Here is a 16,349-nt window from a genome sequence, read left to right as displayed (position 1 = left end):
CTGCCTTTCCGAGACAGCAGGGTGACCGCACGGACAAACAAGACACGTCAAACCCCGGAGACTTGATGGCATGGCGAGACCCCGCGCCGCAGATTTTGAAGAAAAACAACACGGGCTGCTGCTGACGGCCGCCACTGTCTTCGCTTCCCAGGGCATGGAAAAAGCGTCCATGTCCCAGATTGCCCAGGAAGCTGGCGTTTCAAAATCGCTGCTTTATCACTATTACCCCTCCAAGGACGCGCTGATCTTTGCAATCATCCGCACCCATCTGGAGAACGTGGAAACCGCTCTTGCAGACACTCTGGCCGCTCCCCGGCTTGCCGCCTACCCACCCGAAGAGCGCCTCAAGCTGCTGGTGGCTACTGTGCTGGACAGCTATCGCGGGGCAGACGATCAGCACAAGGTCCAGCTCAATGCCGGTCCGGCCTTGAACGCGGCCCAGAAATCCGAGATCGTCGAGATTGAGCGCCGGATCGTGCGGTATTTTTCCACTGTCTTGAAAGAAATCCACCCCGCGCTCGACACCCCTTCCCGCCCGCTGTTAATGCCGGTCACCATGTCCCTCTTCGGCATGATGAACTGGGTCTATATGTGGTTCCGGGACGACGGCCCGATCACACGGGACGACTACGCGGCCCTGGCCACCACCTTGATCCTGGACGGGCTGAAGAAGGCGACCTGACGACAATCCTGTCAAGGCTCCATCCCTTCAACTGTCCCTGCCGGAGCGGAGCGCAGTGCCGGGATCCGGCTTGCCGCAAGCCTTGCTGTGTATAGGCGCGCAGATGTGTGCTGAATTCCTGCTTTTGCGGGAATGACAAACCGATGTCGGAGAGCAGGTGGCACGGATTGCGGCCAAGGCCGCCGCCTGCCCAAAAGGTCATTCCCGGCCTGATCGGGGATCTACGCGCCTGTCCACCAGACACTGTCATGTGTCGTGCGGGAAGCATCCCGGAATCGGGCTTTCCTGTTCCTCAAGGCCCGCCAAGACGAAAACCGTTTGCAGCCTGCCATCCGCGCACGCCGAATGAAACCGCCCCGGCGCTGGACAAAGAGTGGGGCTCCGGTCGAGCCGGGGACGACCTGCGGAGGACACATCAATATTAGCAGAAAGCCAAATCTCCGCCGCCAGGCACCGTACAAAAGAGGCTGCGCGGCGTCAGGAACCCAGACCTCTGTTTGACCGCATCTGGCATGCTACAGACCAGATGCTCGCCTTTGCGCGCGCAGACAGACTTCCGTTTTCCCTGAGTGTGTCTGAAACAAAGCGATAGCGGACGCATGGGCCTCGGAATATCTTCCGTTTGAGCCAACCGTTTGCTATGTCCTCATCATGACCAGTTTGATCACCCTGTCGGGTCTGCCCGGCGTCGGCAAGACCACCGTGGCCCGGGCTCTGGCCCGACGTATCAAGGCCGTACACCTGCGTGTTGATTCCCTTGAAACAGCGATTGAAACCAGCTGTCTCGACATTCAAGAGGCCGGGGACGCGGGCTATCTCGCCCTTGCTGCCGTGGCCAAGGACAATCTGTCCTGCGGTCTCGACGTGATTGCGGATACAGTGAATTCCCTCGCCGTCACCCGGAACCTGTTTGCCGATTGCAGTGCTTCTTGCGGGGCCGATCTTGTCCTGGTGGAACTGGTCTGCTCCGACCGGGCCGAACACCGCAGGCGGGTGGAAAGCCGCAAAAGCGATCTTCCCGGACACACAGTGCCCACATGGCAGGACGTGGCTGGGCGCTTCTTCGCCCCTTGGGAGGAGGAACACCGTGTGCGGCTTGATACATCCGTGCAATCACCGGAGGATTGCGTGGATATCATCCAGAAAGCCTTGCGCAACGTTTGAACCGGGTCTTTGTCTTTCCCGCCTCTGTCCTTTTTGAAACACCGCGCTTTCATCTCTCAAACGATAGCGACTTGGTCTGAGAGGGGGCTCCTCTTTCGGAACGGGCCGCTGTCCCACCCCAAGAGGAAGACCTTTTGGGCCACCGGCATATGACACCAGCCCCGCCACGGCCCCCGTTGCCGTCGCTGCCTCATCTCCCCCCTTGACTCCTGCCCATGAAAGTCAGATATTTCTGTTATGACAGAAATATCTGATAAAACCGCAAAAGCGCAATTCATCCTCTATTGGGGGGATATGGGCAGCCAGTGGGGGGTCAACCGCTCCGTGGCCCAGATCCATGCCCTGCTTTATCTCAGCACCGATCCGCTGAATGCGGAACAGATTTCCGAGGAGTTGGGCATTGCACGCTCGAATGTCTCCAACTCGTTGAAGGAGCTCGCCGGCTGGCGGCTGATCAAGAGGGTTCCGGTCGCAGGTGACCGGCGCGAGCATTTTGTTGCCGAAACCGATGTCTGGGAAATGGCCCTGCTGATTGCCAGAGGCCGCAAGGAACGGGAGATCGATCCGGCGATCCGGGCCATCGACATGTGCGCCAGCCAGGCCAGGACCGAGCCCGGCCTGAATCCGGAAGTTCTGGGGCGTATACAGGCGATGCAAGAGTTTCTGGCAACGGCTGACAGCTGGTCGGCGCAGATGCTGGGCGTGCCGAAATCAAACCTCGCCGCCCTCATGAAACTGGGCACCAAGGTCCTGTCCCTAGCGAAGATCAGTGGCCGCAAGGCCGGATAAGAGACAGGAGCCAGCAGATGCCAGTTCCCCTGTCCCCGTCGCTCTCCGGGTCCTCATGGCGCCAGCCCTTCGGGCCAAAGGCCCTCCGGGAAACAAGGCCAAGTCCTGAACCTGTCGCCAGAACCAGAACCAGAACCAGAACTGGCTGAGGACAAGTCGAAAAATTTTTGTCTATTAATTTCTCTTTATACAGAAACAACAAACCTAACAGGAAAGGGTGTATCATGCAGATCCCAACGAGCCCTCCACCACCCGCAGCCCGTCTTTGCGCCCCCCGGCGCCCGCCTCCTGGCGGGACCGGACAGCAGGCCGATCTGCGCTTTCGCAAATTGCTGGGCGAAACTGCCTGGGCCAGCCTGTCCCCCGCCATCCGCCGCCGCTTTGGCAAACGGCTGCGCGGCGGGGCCAGCACAGTCTATCAGGGCCAGGTGGTTGCCATGCGCAGGAGCCGGGCCGGAGCCTGCCTCTCCCAGCTGGCACGGCTGGTGGGCGCCCCGCTGCCCCATGACCTGAGCTGCCTTAACCAGCCCGCCGTCGTCTCCGTCACGGAGGACTGTGCCGGAGACGGCCAGTTCTGGCTGCGCCAATATGGCCGGGCGCGCGGGTTTCCGCAGGTCATTCACAGCTCCAAGCGCTTCGCCGGTCCAACCGGCCTGGAAGAATATATCGGCTGCGGCATCGGCATGGCCTTGCGCGTCAGCGCCCGCCCCAACGCCTTGGTCTTCACGAGCGACCACTATTTCCTGCAAGCTGGAACCGTGCGGCTGCGGCTGCCCGCCTGGCTGAGCCCGGGCGCGCTTGCCATCACCCACCGGGACCTTGGCGGCGGCCGTTTCCTGTTTTCCCTCGCCTTGACCCACAGCCTTTTGGGCGACCTGGTTCACCAGGACGCGATCTTCGCAGACATGGAGGACTGATCATGGACGCCCTCCCTTCTGTGAAGCCAGATTGCGGTGCAAATTGCCCAGAGGCTCTCTGGCACAACATCTTGACGGTCCCGGCCCCGTATCCGGCAGACGCCCCAACGACTGACCATCAGTCACAGCAGCACCAACAATTGTCCACCGGTTTTGCAACGGGGTCCGTCCTCCGGTTTCCGCTGCTGATCCGGCCCAAAACAGCGTCCCGGTCCATTCTGCCTCTGATTTGAGCAAAATCCCGAACCACCTACAGATTGACACCAGAACTCACTTACCTACTGTATTTAGTGTTCAGGGCCCGGCGATTCTTTTGCATTGCCGGCTAAGAGGGAAACCGGTGCGCAGGCAGATGCAAACCCGGTGCTGCCCCCGCAACTGTGAACAGGAAGCTGGGATCCAGACGCCACTGGAGATCTCCGGGAAGGCGGATCAAACCGGCATTGACCTGTGAGCCAGGAGACCTGCCTTGAATGTAAAAACGCTAACGGACGGCGGGTCCGCGGGGCGGGATGACCATGTGCCTCGGCACAGGCCCTTCTTGCGCGCTGCCGTTCCCATGAAAAGACCGACTCGGGGTGCAAGAAACAATGACCATCACCGTTTACAGCAAGCCGTCCTGTGTGCAATGCAACGCCACCTACCGTGCGCTCGACAAAAAGGGCGTCGACTACACCATTATCGACCTGAGCGAAGACAGCGAAGCGTTCGAGCACGTTCAGTCCCTCGGTTATCAGCAGGTGCCGGTTGTTGAAGCCATGGGCGACCACTGGGCCGGGTTCCGCCCGGACAAGATTGCAGCGCTCAGCTAAACCTCCGGCGGCTTTGATCCAATGGGAACGCTTGTCTATTTCTCAAGCGCCTCCGGCAACACCCACCGCTTTATCGAACGGCTCGGTGCGCCCGCCCTGCGCATTCCCCGCAATGCGTCCGCAGCGCTTCCAGACGTCGCCGGGCCCTTCGTCCTCGTCCTTCCGACTTATGCGGATGGGGAAGGACGCGGGGCCGTTCCAAAGCAGGTGATCCGGTTCCTGAATGATGCGCCCACGCGCGCGCTCCTCAAGGGGGTGATTGCTTCCGGCAATCGCAACTTTGGGTCTTTTTTCGCCTATGCAGGGCAAGTCGTGTCGAAAAAATGCGGCGTACCGGTGCTCTACCGCTTCGAGCTGGCCGGAACCGACACGGACCTTGCCCGCGTTGACCACGGGATGACGAAATTTTGGCAACAGATGTCCTAGACCGGCCTGCCCAGCAGGCTGCTGCCGTTGACTACCACGCCCTCAATGCCATGCTGAACCTTTATGACAGCGGCGGGCAGATCCAGTTTGATGCGGACCGGCAAGCGGCCCGGCAGTATTTCCTGCAGCATGTGAACCAGAACACCGTGTTCTTCCATTCGCTGGAAGAAAAGCTCGGCTATCTGGTACGAGAAGGCTATTATGAGCAGGAAGTTCTGGACCGGTACGACGCGGCCTTCGTCAAGTCCGTGTTCGAGGCGGCCTATGCCCGCAAATTCCGGTTTCCAACCTTTTTGGGCGCCTTCAAGTATTACACCAGCTACACGCTGAAGACCTTTGACGGCAAGCGCTACCTGGAGCGGTTCGAGGACCGGGTGGTGATGGTGGCCCTGACCCTGGCCGACGGCGATGAAAACCTGGCCATGCGGCTGATGGACGAGATCCTGTCCGGCCGCTTCCAGCCGGCGACCCCGACCTTCCTGAATGCGGGCAAGCAGCAGCGCGGCGAGCTCATCTCCTGCTTCCTGCTGCGCCTTGAAGACAACATGGAATCCATCGGCCGCGGCATCAATTCCGCGCTGCAGCTGTCCAAGCGCGGCGGCGGGGTCGCCCTGCTTCTGACCAATATCCGCGAAGCCGGCGCCCCGATCAAAGGCATTGAAAACCAGTCCTCCGGCGTCATTCCGGTGATGAAGCTTCTGGAAGACAGCTTTTCCTATGCCAACCAGCTTGGCGCGCGCCAGGGCGCGGGGGCGGTCTATCTGAACGCCCACCATCCGGACATCCTGCGCTTTCTCGACACCAAGCGGGAAAACGCGGACGAGAAGATCCGCATCAAGACCCTCTCCCTCGGGGTCGTGATCCCGGACATCACCTTCGAACTCGCCAAGCAGGACGAGGACATGTACCTGTTCTCGCCCCACGATGTGGAGCGGGTCTATGGCATGCCGTTCTCGCAGATTTCGGTGAGCGAGAAATACCGCGAGATGGTGGACGATCCGCGCATCCGCAAGACCAAGATCCGCGCCCGCAGCTTCTTTCAGACGATTGCGGAAATCCAGTTTGAGAGCGGCTATCCCTATATCCTGTTCGAGGACACCGCCAACCGGGCCAACCCGGTGGACGGGCGCATCAACATGTCGAACCTGTGTTCGGAAATCCTGCAGGTCAACGAGGCGTCCGAGTTCCGGGACGATCTCAGCTATTCCCACCTGGGCACGGATATCTCCTGCAATCTCGGCTCCCTGAACATTGCCAAGGCGATGGATGGCGGCGATCTGGGCGCCACCGTGGAAACGGCCGTGCGCGCGCTGACCGCCGTCTCGGTCATGAGCGCCATTGACAGTGTGCCATCCGTGCGCCGGGGCAATGACGAAAGCCACGCCATCGGCCTCGGCCAGATGAACCTGCACGGCTTTCTGGCCCGCGAAAAGATCCACTACGGCTCTGAAGAAGGGGTCGACTTCACCAATTTCTATTTCTACGCGGTCGCCTATCACTGTATCCGCGCCTCGAACGCGCTGGCACGCGAGCGCGGCACAAGCTTCACGGGTTTTGAAAAGAGCCGCTATGCGGACGGCACCTTCTTCGACAAATACATCGACACGGCCTGGGTGCCGGAGACGGACCGGGTCAAGGAGCTGTTCGCGGCCTTCAACATCACCCTGCCGACGCAGGACGACTGGCGCGCCCTGAAAGAAGCCGTCATGACCCACGGCCTTTACAACCGCAACCTTCAGGCCGTTCCACCCACCGGGTCGATCAGCTATATCAACAACGCGACCTCGTCGATCCATCCGATCGTGTCGAAAATCGAGATCCGCAAGGAAGGCAAGATCGGCCGGGTCTACTATCCCGCGCCCTTCATGACCAATGACAATCTCGACTACTATCAGGATGCCTACGAGATCGGCCCGGAAAAGATCATCGACACCTATGCGGCGGCGACCCAGCATGTGGATCAGGGCCTGTCCCTGACCCTTTTCTTCCGCGACACCGCCACCACCCGCGATATCAACCGGGCTCAGATCTATGCCTGGAAGAAGGGCATCAAGACCATCTACTACATCCGCCTGCGCCAGATGGCCCTGGAAGGGACCGAAGTGCAGGGCTGCGTGTCCTGCTCGCTTTAGGAGAGCCCAAATGACCCTGCACACACCCCTTCCCAATCTGGCCCGGCCCGTGCCCCGGGCCGTCAACTGGAACCGGCTGGAAGACGACAAGGACCTGGAAATCTGGAACCGGCTCACGGTCAATTTCTGGCTGCCGGAAAAAGTGCCCCTGTCCAACGACATTCAGAGCTGGGCAACGCTGCACGAGGACGAGCAGCAGCTCACCATCCGCGTGTTCACCGGCCTGACCCTGCTCGACACGATCCAGAACACGGTCGGGGCGCCCACCCTGATGGCCGATGCGCTCACGCCCCATGAAGAAGCGGTGCTGACAAATATTGCCTTCATGGAAGCGGTCCATGCGCGCAGCTATTCCTCTGTCTTTTCCACCCTCTGCCGGACGGCGGATGTGGATGAGGCTTTCCGCTGGTCGGAGGAAAACGAATTCCTTCAGGCCAAGTCCAAACTGATCCTCCAGGAATATGACGCTGCGTCTTCGCCGTTCAAAAAGAAGATCGCCAGCGTCTTTCTGGAAAGTTTCCTGTTCTATTCCGGCTTCTATCTGCCCATGCACTGGTCCAGCCGGGCCAAGCTGACCAACACGGCCGATCTGATCCGCCTGATCATCCGCGATGAAGCCGTTCACGGCTATTACATCGGCTACAAGTTCCAGCGCATGCTGGAAAAGACCGGGGACGCGGAGCGGCAGGAGATCAAGGACTTTGCCTTCTCGCTTCTGCTCGACCTTTACGAGATCGAGTCGAAATACACCGAAAGCCTCTATGACGGGGTGAGCCTGACCGAGGATGTAAAACACTTCCTCCATTACAACGCCAACAAGGCGCTGATGAATCTGGGCTATGAGCCGCTCTTTCCGGACAGTGTCTGCCAGGTCAATCCGGCCATCATGGCCTCGCTTTCCCCGAATGCGGACGAAAACCACGACTTCTTCTCCGGGTCCGGCTCGTCCTATGTCATCGGCAAGGCGGTGGCGACCGAAGACGAAGACTGGGATTTTTAAAGCCAGCCGCTCCTCAAGGGCTTGGCCGTTCGCAGCCTGAAATCACAGATTTCAACGCAACAGACACAAAGAGGCTACAGTCATGAGGCTGCAGCCTTTTTGGTTTCACCCGCCCCCTGCACCGGACCAGCTGACACTGGAGGACCTGACACTGGGCCACCTCGGCCGGGCGGGCCCGCATTGCCTGTTCGCAGCCGACACTTGCGCCACGTTCAAATCACAACGGCCCAATGCCGTGCCCGCCAGGGCTGGTGCCACGCAGCGCCTGGCCTGCATGTGCAGGCCGTGCCATTTCCTCCGCCGTCGGACGGACCAGCCGGTAGCATGTGCCTGCTACGAAGGCATCATATTGCGATCCGCCAAGCAGCTGCCAGCGATGGACGCTGTCCATGGGCGTCAGCTGGCGAACTGTATCTGGCTGATTGTTGTCATAGACATGGAGCCGCGCGACACTGTCCCGGCTTCCGTTGACAAGATCATAGCCGATGGCAACCACCCAGTGGCTGCGGGAGGGCGTCCCGCCCCCGTCCAGCAGAATGGGATAGGGCTGTTCCCGGTCCAGGTAAGGTTTCAACAACCTGAACTGTTGCCTCTTGCTGTCCTCGTACCGTTGCTGCGGTCTCGTATCCGCGGCGGAGCCGGTAAAATAGGGAAAGGCAAATCCGTGGGCATCAAACTGCCGGCGGTTGATATATCCATGCAAGGTCGAGTGCTCGGCGGGCGGTGTCGTATCGCTGGGTATCGGGGTGTTGGAATAGTAAAAATCAAGCGCTGCAAAGGACATACCGCCGCATAATTGCCGCCCGCTGGCACCAAAATAGCTCCAGCGAATGTCCTTGTTGCTGAAATGAAACCCGTGTGTCGCAGGATTAAAACGCGTCTGCATATCTGAAATCCTTCGGTTCAGTCGATCACAGCAGACCGCAGTTTCAATGACACACGGCCTGCGCCCAACGTCCCGGCTGGCAAAAGACCGGCCAGCCGACTGCCCACTTGTCCAATTGCACACCGGAGCGCGTGAAAAAGGCTCCAAAAAAGCCGCTACCGCGTCGTTGGCCACAAGCCGAAACTCATCGGATTGCCTTTGGCCGCCTGAAAACAAAAAACTCAACACACATGACAAACCGGTTTGTTTCCCCAAGAACGCGGCGCGCTCTGGTCCGTTGTCAATTTCCTGCCGGCCCCATCTTCAAGCCCGGGGGATGCCTGCTTGCCAAAAAAACGTCTGCGGCCAGCATCTTCATCAAACCGGCCCTATAATAGCTTAAATTGATGATTTTACCAAGTTGCCGCGCATTTCCGGCAGTTGCGCCCTTCTCAAGAAGGGCAGGAGACAGGGGGACTGCGCCTTATCCCCCCGCGCCTCACACAAGCCTCAATAAATAAGACCCTATTGGATGGTGAGGTTGGCATCAGGTGCTGTCCTTTGGCGCCGCCCAGTCCTTTGCTACCAGGGTCAGAACATCATATTGCGCGGCAATCTCACCGGTCTGCTTGGTGACCTGACAGTCCCAGCGCACTTCGCCATAATCGGCGGTTGCGCGCGGGTTGATCTCCTTGCAGGTCAGACGCACTTTGAGGCTGTCGCCAAAATAGACCGGGGTCAGGAAGCGCAAATTATCGACGCCGTAATTGGCCAGAACCGGCCCCGGTGCCGGATCGACAAAAAGACCGGCAGCAAAAGACGCGATCAGGTAGCCATGGGCGACCCTTTCATCAAAAAACGGATTGGCCCTGGCCGCATCGCTGTCCATATGAGCGTAGAACGTGTCGCCGGTAAACTCCGCGAAATGCTCCACATCCTCCTGACACACCTCGCGCGCCTCTGTCACGATCTGATCCCCGATTGCCAATCCGGCCAGGGACTTGCGGAACGGATGCCCCCCGCTTTGGGCAGACGCCCCTTCCATCCATTGGCCGGTGACCGCAGACAAAAGCTCCGGCGTGCCCTGAAGGGCGGTGCGCTGCATGAAATGTTTGACCCCGCGCATGCCGCCCATTTCCTCGCCGCCCCCGGCGCGGCCCGGTCCGCCATGAACCAGAGGTGCCAGTGGCGAGCCATGCCCGGTGGAGCTTTTCGCCGAGCGGCGGTTGCCGATCAGCACCCGGCCGTGGAAAGCCGCAAGGCCAGCGACAATCTCCCGGGCAACTGCCGCATCATCAGTGAAGAGAGAAGAGACCAAAGAGCCCCGCCCTTTCTGCGCCAGTACCACAGCTTCCTCGGGCTCCCGGTAGGCCATCACGGTGGCCACCGGCCCAAAGGCCTCCACCGCGTGAACCGCCCCGGCTGACAGTGGATCTGCGCAGTGCAGCAGTACAGGAGCCATGAAGGCGCCGTGCTTCACATCGCCGGAAACAAGATCAACCAAGTCCAGCCCGCCGCAGACAATCTCCGCTTCGCAGGATAACGCCTGCACCTTGGCTTTCACATCCTCCCGGTCCTTGAGCGAAACCAGCGCGCCCATGCGCACGCGCTCATCGTCCGGCAGGCCAACCGGCGTGGCGGCGAGACGCTGAGAGATAGCCTCCATGAGAGCCCCCTCATGGCGCAGCGGAGCGATCACCCGGCGGATGGCCGTGCATTTCTGTCCGGCTTTTACCGTCATCTCCCGGCAGACCTCTTTCACGAAGAGATCAAATTCCGCCGTGCCGGGTCCTGCGTCCGGGCCAAGGATCGCAGCATTCAGACTGTCCGCTTCCATGGTGAACCGCACCGAATGGGCCAGTACTGCCGGGCTGGATTTCAGCTTGTGCCCGGTTGCAGCAGACCCGGTGAAGGTGACCACGTCCTGCTCGCTCACATGATCCAGAAGCCCCCCGGCCGACCCGGTCACGATCTGCAGTGCGCCCTCTGGCAACAGGCCGGTGGCCAGAATGCGGCGCACCACCAGCTCGGCCAGATAGGCGGTCTGGGAGGCGGGCTTGATCAGGCAGGGCATACCGGCAATCAGTGCCGGGGCTATTTTTTCCAGCATGCCCCAGACGGGAAAGTTGAAAGCATTGATGTGAATGGCAACGCCCTGAAACGGGGTCAGAATATGCTGGGCAGAAAAGCTGTTATCCCGGGACAGAAGCTCTACCGGGCCTTCGGTGAGCAATTTGGTGTTTGGCAAATCCCGACGGGCCTTGGAGGCAAAGGTCAACAGGGTGCTGATGCCGCCTTCAATGTCGATCCAGCCGTCCGAACGCGTGGCACCGGTGGCAAAGCTCTCCGCATAAAACAGCTCTTTTTCGTCCATCAGCTTCAAGCCGACTGCCTTCAGCATCAAGGCCCGTTCGTGCAGGGTCATGGCGCGCAGGGCCGGACCGCCCACAGCCCGGCCCCAATCAAGCGCGGCCGCAAAGTCCAGCCCCTCTGTTCCGATCAGGGCATGGGGAACGCCCGTTGCGGCATTCAGCACCGGCCGCCCTTCGCCCTGCCCCGGACGCCAGGCCCCTTCCAGATAGCTTTCCAGACGGCGCACCTTCGCTCCCGCTCCGCTCATGGAGTGTCCTTTCTTTTATTTGGCATGCGTTGATGTTGGCCCGCAGGCTCAATCGTCATAGCTCAGGACCAGCCGGGCGGAGGTGGGGCGGCTCTGGCAGCACAGCACATAGCCGGCGCGAACCTCGTAATCCTCCAGCGCGTGGTTGGCTTCCATCTCCACCGAGCCCTCCAGCACCTTGGCCCGGCAGGTGGAACAGACCCCGGCCTTGCAGGCATAGGGCGCGTCCAGATGGGCCTCCAGCGCCGCTTCCAGAACGGACGTCCCGTCCCGCGCCATGGAAAAGCGCCGTGTGGTTCCATCCAGCGTGACCGAGACATCGCAGGCACCCGCGTGACGGTCCTCAGCCGCCATCTTTGGCCGCTGCTTGAGCCGTCCAGGCTGGGACGACTTGAACAGTTCATAGCGGATCTGGTCGTCCCCAAGCCCATGGGCCTTCAGGCGCCCGGAGATGACCTTCATCATCGGCTCCGGCCCGCAGATAAAGGCTGTGTCGACCGTCTCCGGATTGATCAGATGGGTTAAGAGCCCGTCCATTTTCTCAGCATCGATCCGGCCGGAGAAAAGGTCGATCTCCTGAGCATCGGTTTCCAGAATATGGATGAGCGAGAAGCGGCCAAGATAGCGGTTCTTCAGATCCTCCAGCTCTTCACGGAACATGATGGAGCTTGTCTGCCGGTTGGCATAGACCAGCGTGAATGAACTCTCCGGTTCCCGCGCCAGCACGGTCTTCAGGATAGACAGAACCGGCGTGATGCCAGACCCGCCCGCAAAGCCGAGATAGTGTTTGGGCTGCTCCGGGTCGAGAGGTGTGAAAAACCGGCCCATAGGGGCCATGGCCTCCAGCCGGTCCCCGACCTTAAGATGCTCATTTGCCCAGGAGGAAAAGGCCCCGCCCTCGACCCGTTTGATGCCCACCTTGAGCAGGCCGTCATCAAGCCCGGCGCAGATCGAATAGGACCGGCGCAGCTCCGTGCCGTGAAAGTCCCGCCGGAAGGTCAGATACTGGCCCTGAATGAAGGCAAAATCCTTGGCCGCGTTTGCGTCCGGCTTCAAGGTGAGCACAACCGCATCCCGGGTGTCCCGGCGAATGTCGGTCACTTCCAGGGCATGAAACCGTGCCATTTTCTTATCTCCTGCCCGGCCCCGGGCTTTGGTATGTGCCGGAGCTCTAAAAACATTTGAAATAATCGAAGGGCTCCAGGCAGGCCCGGCAGCGCCAGGCGGCCTTGCAGGGGGTCGAGCCGAACTGGCTCACCCGCTCCGTCTCAGCCGAAGCGCAGCGCGGGCAGGCCACAACAAGACCCGCTGTGCCGGAAAGCCGGGCCGCCTTCGCGCTCATGCGGTCCGGCGCCGTGCCATCGACAGGCGGGGCAATTCCGAATGCCCGCAGCTTTTCCCGCGCCGCAGTGTTTACCCAGTCTGTGGTCCAGGGCGGCGACAAGCGCCGCTCCAGCGCAAGCGCTGTCATGCCCTTTTCCCGCAGTTTCTCCTCAATCATGAGATCAATCACCGCTGTTGCCGGGCAGCCCGAATAGGTCGGCGTGACTGCCACCACCAGGGTGGCGCCGTCATAACGGACCTCCCGCACGATCCCAAGGTCGGTGATGGAGACAACCGGAATTTCCGGGTCCGGCACCTCGGCCAGCCAGGCCCAGATTTCCTCAATCTTAGGCAGGCCTTCAGCCAACATATCCTTGGTTGGTGTCAACATCGCTGGCATGGCCGCACCCCCTACCATTGCGCGCCCGGATAGGCCCGCTGGAGAAACTGCATTTCGGCAAGAACAAACCCCAGATGTTCCGTATGCCGGCCCTGCTTGCCCCCCAGGTGGGCATAGCCGCCCGGAGCAGGCGCTGTCAGCGTGGCTTCCTCCAGCGTATCGCGGACAAGGCGGTCCCACTCCGGCTGCAAGGCGCGCAAGTCCGGGGCAAGACCGGCGTCCATCATCTGCGTATCAACCGCGTCTGCGGTGAACAATTCGCCCGTATAGGGCCAGAGGCGATCAAGTGCGTCCTGCATGCGCCGGTGGCTTTCCGCACTGCCATCACCCAGGCGCACCACCAGATCGGACGCCCGGTCCAGATGATAACTGACTTCCCGGAGGGCCTTTGCCGCGATCTCGCGGATGCGTGCGCTGCGGCACTGCGCTGCCAGCCAGCTCAGCAGCAGATGATGAAAGGCATCGAACAGAAATTCACGCATCATCGTCACGGCCATGTCGCCCTTCGGCAGTTCCACCAGCAGGCAATTGCGGAAAGCGATAGCATCGCGCAGATAGGCAAGGTCGTCAGCGCTGCGTCCGGCCGCCTCCACCTCCCCTGCAAGCTCCAGCCACAGGCGGGTATGGCCGATCAGGTCAAGCGCCGTGTTAGCCAGCGCAATATCTTCTTCCAACACCGGCCCCCGGCCGCACCATTCAGAGGTGCGGTGGCCCAGGATCAGCGCATTGTCGCCCATCCGGCACAGCCAGTCGAACAGCGCTGGCCGCAAGGCAGCATCACGCACAAAGGGGTCTGCCGCCCCGGTCTCTGGCAATAAAGGTGCTTTCGTGTTAACGGCCGTTTCCATCACATCTTCCCGACGTCTTCCGGAATGTCGAAAAAGGTTGGATGGCGGTAGGTCTTGCTGTCCGCCGCATCAAACAACGGTCCCTTGTCTGAAGGGCTGGAGGCCGTAATCTCCTTTGACGGCACCACCCAGATCGACACACCTTCCCGGCGGCGCGTATAGACATCACGCGCATGGTTGACCGCCATTTCCGCATCCGGCGCATGCAGGCTGCCCACATGGCGGTGGTTCAGCCCGTGCTGTCCGCGAATGAAGACCTCCCAAAGCGGCCATTCCTTTTTGCTCACGGCCTGTCCTCCCCTCGTCTTTGATCCAGCCTATTCCGCCGCGTCCACAGCCATTTGACGGCGCTGCGCCGCCTTGTCCGCATAGGCACTCAAGCCCTCCCGAAACCAGGCGCCGTCCTCCCAGGCGGACACCCGTGCCTCCAGCCGCTCCCGGTTGCATGGCCCATTGCCCTTGATCACGTCGAAAAACTCCGTCCAGTCCGGCTCTGAAAAGTCATAACCGCCCTTGTCTCCGTTCCAGGCAAGCTTCTCATCCGGAACTTTCAGCCCCAGATAGTCGGCCTGAGGCACGGTTTCGTTGACGAATTTCTGGCGCAGCTCGTCATTGGTGTTCATCTTGATCTTCCAGGCCATGGACTGGGCTGAATGGACCGAGTCCTTGTCGGACGGACCGAACATCATCAGAGCCGGAAACCAGAACCGGTTCAGGGCATCCTGCGCCATTTCCTTCTGGGCCTCGGTCCCGGAGGCCATTTTCATCATGATCGAATAGCCCTGGCGCTGGTGGAAGCTTTCCTCCTTGCAGATGCGGATCATGGCGCGGCTATAGGGCCCATAGGAGGTGCGCTGCAGCGGCACCTGATTCATGATCGCCGCTCCGTCCACAAGCCAGCCGACCGCGCCAATATCCGCCCAGTTAAGGGTCGGGTAGTTGAAAATGGAACTGTATTTCATCTGCCCGCAATGAAGCTTCTCCAGCAACTCATCCCGCGACACACCCAGGGTCTCGGCGGCCGAATAAAGATAAAGCCCGTGGCCCGCCTCATCCTGCACCTTGGCCAGCAGGATCGCCTTGCGCTCCAGGGTCGGCGCCCGCGTGATCCAGTTGCCTTCCGGCAATTGGCCGACAATTTCCGAATGAGCATGCTGGCCGATCTGCCGGATCAAAGTCTTGCGGTAGCCCTCCGGCATCCAGTCTTTCGGCTCGATCTTATCGCCCCGGTCGACCCGGTCCTGAAAGGACTGCTCTTCCGGCGTCATGTCTGAGCGGGGTTTCAGCCCCTCAGATTTCACAAGCTGCGCATACATGGCCTCTCCTCCCATGCGGGTCTGCCGGACACTCCTCCTGCCCGGCAGCTGACCAACGATAGCATATTACATCACACTAAAAACAAAAATTCTAAAAAATGTGATGTATTAACGAGCCCGTCCCAACTTCCGCAGTCAAGCAAACCCGGCCGCCTCCCGCAAAAGCCGGTCGCAACGGAGGCAGGTTGCCCCCGTCCGGTGCGGCAGCAGTCCGCCGATATCCCGGAACCCGTGCCCGATGAAGGCATCGGCCTCGTTCACAAGCGCCAGATAAAGGCGCACAAAGAGCTGGCGGGCCGTTTCCGCCGGCCACCCATCCGGCCAGGCTTCTCTTGGCAGACGCGGATCTTTGAGCGCCGCATGACGGTAATGATGCACAAGCTGAAGACGCAGCGCGAGCGCCCGCTCTCCCGGCATGGCCTTGCCTGGGTCAGCGCTGGCGGCAAGGTCCACCAGCCCTTCAAACCGCTGCAAAAAGGACCGGTATCGGTCCGCAACAAGGTCCAGATCCCACAGCGCCCGGCTCAGCGCGGGCCACTCTTGCCGCGTGCTGACGGTCTCGGCGGAAAGAACAAGGCCGGGCAAAGCGGGCAGATCGGAGCGGTTCGGGCCAATGGCCAGACCGGAGCCCAAAAACGCCCATCCGTCAGGCAAAGGCCCCTGTGCGCCGGGTGCTATCAGCCAGCCCCGCGCCAGCGGCGGCGGGGCATAAAGAACCCGGGCTGCGGTCTGAAATTCGGCCTCTGCCGCCTCCGTCAACCGGTAGAAACTCTTGCGCCCCACCCGTTCGCCGCGCAGCTTGCCTGCGGCCACCAGCCGCGACATGGCCGTGCGCACCAGGCTTTCATTGATGCCGTGCTGCGCACAACAGGCAACCACATCACCCATCCAAAGGGTCCCACCACGCGGGGCGACAACATCCCCATAAAGCGTCACGATAAAGGCAGGAGCCCGCGGCACCGTATCAACGGCGGCTTTGGACTGCAGGTCAAACGGGTCAGTCGGCATGAAAGGCACCTCTGAAAAATTATATCACACCATATTCAGTTTTTGAA

16 protein-coding genes and 1 riboswitch are annotated in these 16,349 nt (G+C 60.7%); of the genes, 8 read left to right on the top strand and 8 right to left on the bottom strand.

Translation table 11 applies throughout. From position 1 onward, the window contains the following. The first annotated feature begins 70 nt into the window (after window positions 1–70). From ACXAH0_RS16880 to nrdF, 8 genes are all read left to right on the top strand, one after another. Complete coding sequence (locus tag ACXAH0_RS16880; protein ID WP_475193202.1) at window positions 71–682, top strand: TetR/AcrR family transcriptional regulator; 612 nt, start codon at window positions 71–73, stop codon at window positions 680–682. 651 nt (window positions 683–1,333) lie between these two features. Beyond that, window positions 1,334–1,846 carry a P-loop nucleotide/nucleoside kinase family protein gene (locus tag ACXAH0_RS16875; RefSeq protein ID WP_475193198.1) on the top strand — a complete coding sequence of 171 codons (513 nt, stop codon included), beginning with the start codon at window positions 1,334–1,336 and terminating at the stop codon, window positions 1,844–1,846. Window positions 1,847–2,083: 237 nt separating this feature from the next. Continuing rightward, on the top strand, window positions 2,084–2,635 hold the full coding sequence (locus tag ACXAH0_RS16870) for a GbsR/MarR family transcriptional regulator (RefSeq protein ID WP_475193195.1): 552 nt from the start codon (window positions 2,084–2,086) through the stop codon (window positions 2,633–2,635). A 224-nt stretch (window positions 2,636–2,859) separates the two neighbouring features. Continuing rightward, complete coding sequence (locus ACXAH0_RS16865) at window positions 2,860–3,552, top strand: DUF4166 domain-containing protein (protein ID WP_475193192.1); 693 nt, start codon at window positions 2,860–2,862, stop codon at window positions 3,550–3,552. Between the two features lie 280 nt (window positions 3,553–3,832). After that, a riboswitch (cobalamin riboswitch) is annotated at window positions 3,833–4,038 on the top strand. Between the two features lie 104 nt (window positions 4,039–4,142). Next, window positions 4,143–4,364 carry a glutaredoxin-like protein NrdH gene (gene nrdH / locus ACXAH0_RS16860; protein ID WP_475175507.1) on the top strand — a complete coding sequence of 74 codons (222 nt, stop codon included), beginning with the start codon at window positions 4,143–4,145 and terminating at the stop codon, window positions 4,362–4,364. A gap of 21 nt (window positions 4,365–4,385) precedes the next feature. Continuing rightward, window positions 4,386–4,790 (top strand): class Ib ribonucleoside-diphosphate reductase assembly flavoprotein NrdI, encoded by a 405-nt coding sequence (gene nrdI / locus ACXAH0_RS16855; RefSeq protein WP_475175509.1) that lies wholly within the window; start codon window positions 4,386–4,388, stop codon window positions 4,788–4,790. Continuing rightward, window positions 4,772–6,922 carry a class 1b ribonucleoside-diphosphate reductase subunit alpha gene (nrdE, locus tag ACXAH0_RS16850; RefSeq protein ID WP_475193186.1) on the top strand — a complete coding sequence of 717 codons (2,151 nt, stop codon included), beginning with the start codon at window positions 4,772–4,774 and terminating at the stop codon, window positions 6,920–6,922. The genes nrdI and nrdE overlap by 19 nt, the downstream gene beginning before the upstream one ends. Window positions 6,923–6,932: 10 nt before the next feature. Then, on the top strand, window positions 6,933–7,922 hold the full coding sequence (nrdF, locus tag ACXAH0_RS16845; RefSeq protein ID WP_475193181.1) for a class 1b ribonucleoside-diphosphate reductase subunit beta: 990 nt from the start codon (window positions 6,933–6,935) through the stop codon (window positions 7,920–7,922). A 217-nt stretch (window positions 7,923–8,139) separates the two neighbouring features. Here the strand turns inward: nrdF and ACXAH0_RS16840 are convergent, their stop codons facing one another. The 8 genes from ACXAH0_RS16840 to ACXAH0_RS16805 all read right to left on the bottom strand — a co-directional run bounded on the left by ACXAH0_RS16840 (window position 8,140) and on the right by ACXAH0_RS16805 (window position 16,302). Continuing rightward, a complete protein-coding gene (locus ACXAH0_RS16840; protein WP_475175516.1) occupies window positions 8,140–8,808 on the bottom strand; it encodes a hypothetical protein in 669 nt (222 codons plus the stop codon). 526 nt (window positions 8,809–9,334) lie between these two features. Next, window positions 9,335–11,407 (bottom strand): phenylacetic acid degradation bifunctional protein PaaZ, encoded by a 2,073-nt coding sequence (paaZ, locus tag ACXAH0_RS16835; protein ID WP_475193174.1) that lies wholly within the window; start codon window positions 11,405–11,407, stop codon window positions 9,335–9,337. 48 nt (window positions 11,408–11,455) lie between these two features. Then, the gene (gene paaE, locus ACXAH0_RS16830; protein ID WP_475193169.1) at window positions 11,456–12,532 is read right to left on the bottom strand and encodes a 1,2-phenylacetyl-CoA epoxidase subunit PaaE; all 1,077 of its coding nucleotides are present in this window, start codon (window positions 12,530–12,532) and stop codon (window positions 11,456–11,458) included. Between the two features lie 46 nt (window positions 12,533–12,578). Further along, complete coding sequence (paaD, locus tag ACXAH0_RS16825) at window positions 12,579–13,130, bottom strand: 1,2-phenylacetyl-CoA epoxidase subunit PaaD (protein WP_475175523.1); 552 nt, start codon at window positions 13,128–13,130, stop codon at window positions 12,579–12,581. A gap of 11 nt (window positions 13,131–13,141) precedes the next feature. Continuing rightward, window positions 13,142–13,867, bottom strand: a complete 726-nt coding sequence (paaC, locus tag ACXAH0_RS16820) for a 1,2-phenylacetyl-CoA epoxidase subunit PaaC (protein WP_475193298.1) — start codon at window positions 13,865–13,867, stop codon at window positions 13,142–13,144. Window positions 13,868–13,977: 110 nt separating this feature from the next. Further along, window positions 13,978–14,265, bottom strand: a complete 288-nt coding sequence (gene paaB / locus ACXAH0_RS16815; protein WP_475175524.1) for a 1,2-phenylacetyl-CoA epoxidase subunit PaaB — start codon at window positions 14,263–14,265, stop codon at window positions 13,978–13,980. A gap of 30 nt (window positions 14,266–14,295) precedes the next feature. After that, window positions 14,296–15,294 (bottom strand): 1,2-phenylacetyl-CoA epoxidase subunit PaaA, encoded by a 999-nt coding sequence (gene paaA, locus ACXAH0_RS16810; RefSeq protein ID WP_475193163.1) that lies wholly within the window; start codon window positions 15,292–15,294, stop codon window positions 14,296–14,298. Window positions 15,295–15,429: 135 nt separating this feature from the next. Then, a complete protein-coding gene (locus ACXAH0_RS16805; RefSeq protein WP_475193161.1) occupies window positions 15,430–16,302 on the bottom strand; it encodes a PaaX family transcriptional regulator C-terminal domain-containing protein in 873 nt (290 codons plus the stop codon). Between the last annotated feature and the right edge of the window lie 47 nt (window positions 16,303–16,349).

It is taken from the genome of Roseibium sp. AWQ4_290, from assembly GCF_056160985.1.
The sequence above is the reverse complement of the archived record's forward strand: the minus strand, read 5'-3'. Positions and strand labels throughout refer to the sequence as shown.

What these genes read in the sequence shown, in the direction of transcription:
- ACXAH0_RS16880 (WP_475193202.1), top strand. Translation starts at nt 71, where the DNA reads ATGGCGAGACCCCGCGCCGCAGATTTTGAAGAAAAACAACACGGGCTG.
- ACXAH0_RS16875 (WP_475193198.1), top strand. Translation starts at nt 1,334, where the DNA reads ATGACCAGTTTGATCACCCTGTCGGGTCTGCCCGGCGTCGGCAAGACC.
- ACXAH0_RS16870 (WP_475193195.1), top strand. Translation starts at nt 2,084, where the DNA reads ATGACAGAAATATCTGATAAAACCGCAAAAGCGCAATTCATCCTCTAT.
- ACXAH0_RS16865 (WP_475193192.1), top strand. Translation starts at nt 2,860, where the DNA reads ATGCAGATCCCAACGAGCCCTCCACCACCCGCAGCCCGTCTTTGCGCC.
- nrdH (WP_475175507.1), top strand. Translation starts at nt 4,143, where the DNA reads ATGACCATCACCGTTTACAGCAAGCCGTCCTGTGTGCAATGCAACGCC.
- nrdI (WP_475175509.1), top strand. Translation starts at nt 4,386, where the DNA reads ATGGGAACGCTTGTCTATTTCTCAAGCGCCTCCGGCAACACCCACCGC.
- nrdF (WP_475193181.1), top strand. Translation starts at nt 6,933, where the DNA reads ATGACCCTGCACACACCCCTTCCCAATCTGGCCCGGCCCGTGCCCCGG.
- ACXAH0_RS16840 (WP_475175516.1), bottom strand. Translation starts at nt 8,808, where the DNA reads ATGCAGACGCGTTTTAATCCTGCGACACACGGGTTTCATTTCAGCAAC.
- paaZ (WP_475193174.1), bottom strand. Translation starts at nt 11,407, where the DNA reads ATGAGCGGAGCGGGAGCGAAGGTGCGCCGTCTGGAAAGCTATCTGGAA.
- paaE (WP_475193169.1), bottom strand. Translation starts at nt 12,532, where the DNA reads ATGGCACGGTTTCATGCCCTGGAAGTGACCGACATTCGCCGGGACACC.
- paaD (WP_475175523.1), bottom strand. Translation starts at nt 13,130, where the DNA reads ATGCCAGCGATGTTGACACCAACCAAGGATATGTTGGCTGAAGGCCTG.
- paaC (WP_475193298.1), bottom strand. Translation starts at nt 13,867, where the DNA reads ATGGGCGACAATGCGCTGATCCTGGGCCACCGCACCTCTGAATGGTGC.
- paaA (WP_475193163.1), bottom strand. Translation starts at nt 15,294, where the DNA reads ATGTATGCGCAGCTTGTGAAATCTGAGGGGCTGAAACCCCGCTCAGAC.
- ACXAH0_RS16805 (WP_475193161.1), bottom strand. Translation starts at nt 16,302, where the DNA reads ATGCCGACTGACCCGTTTGACCTGCAGTCCAAAGCCGCCGTTGATACG.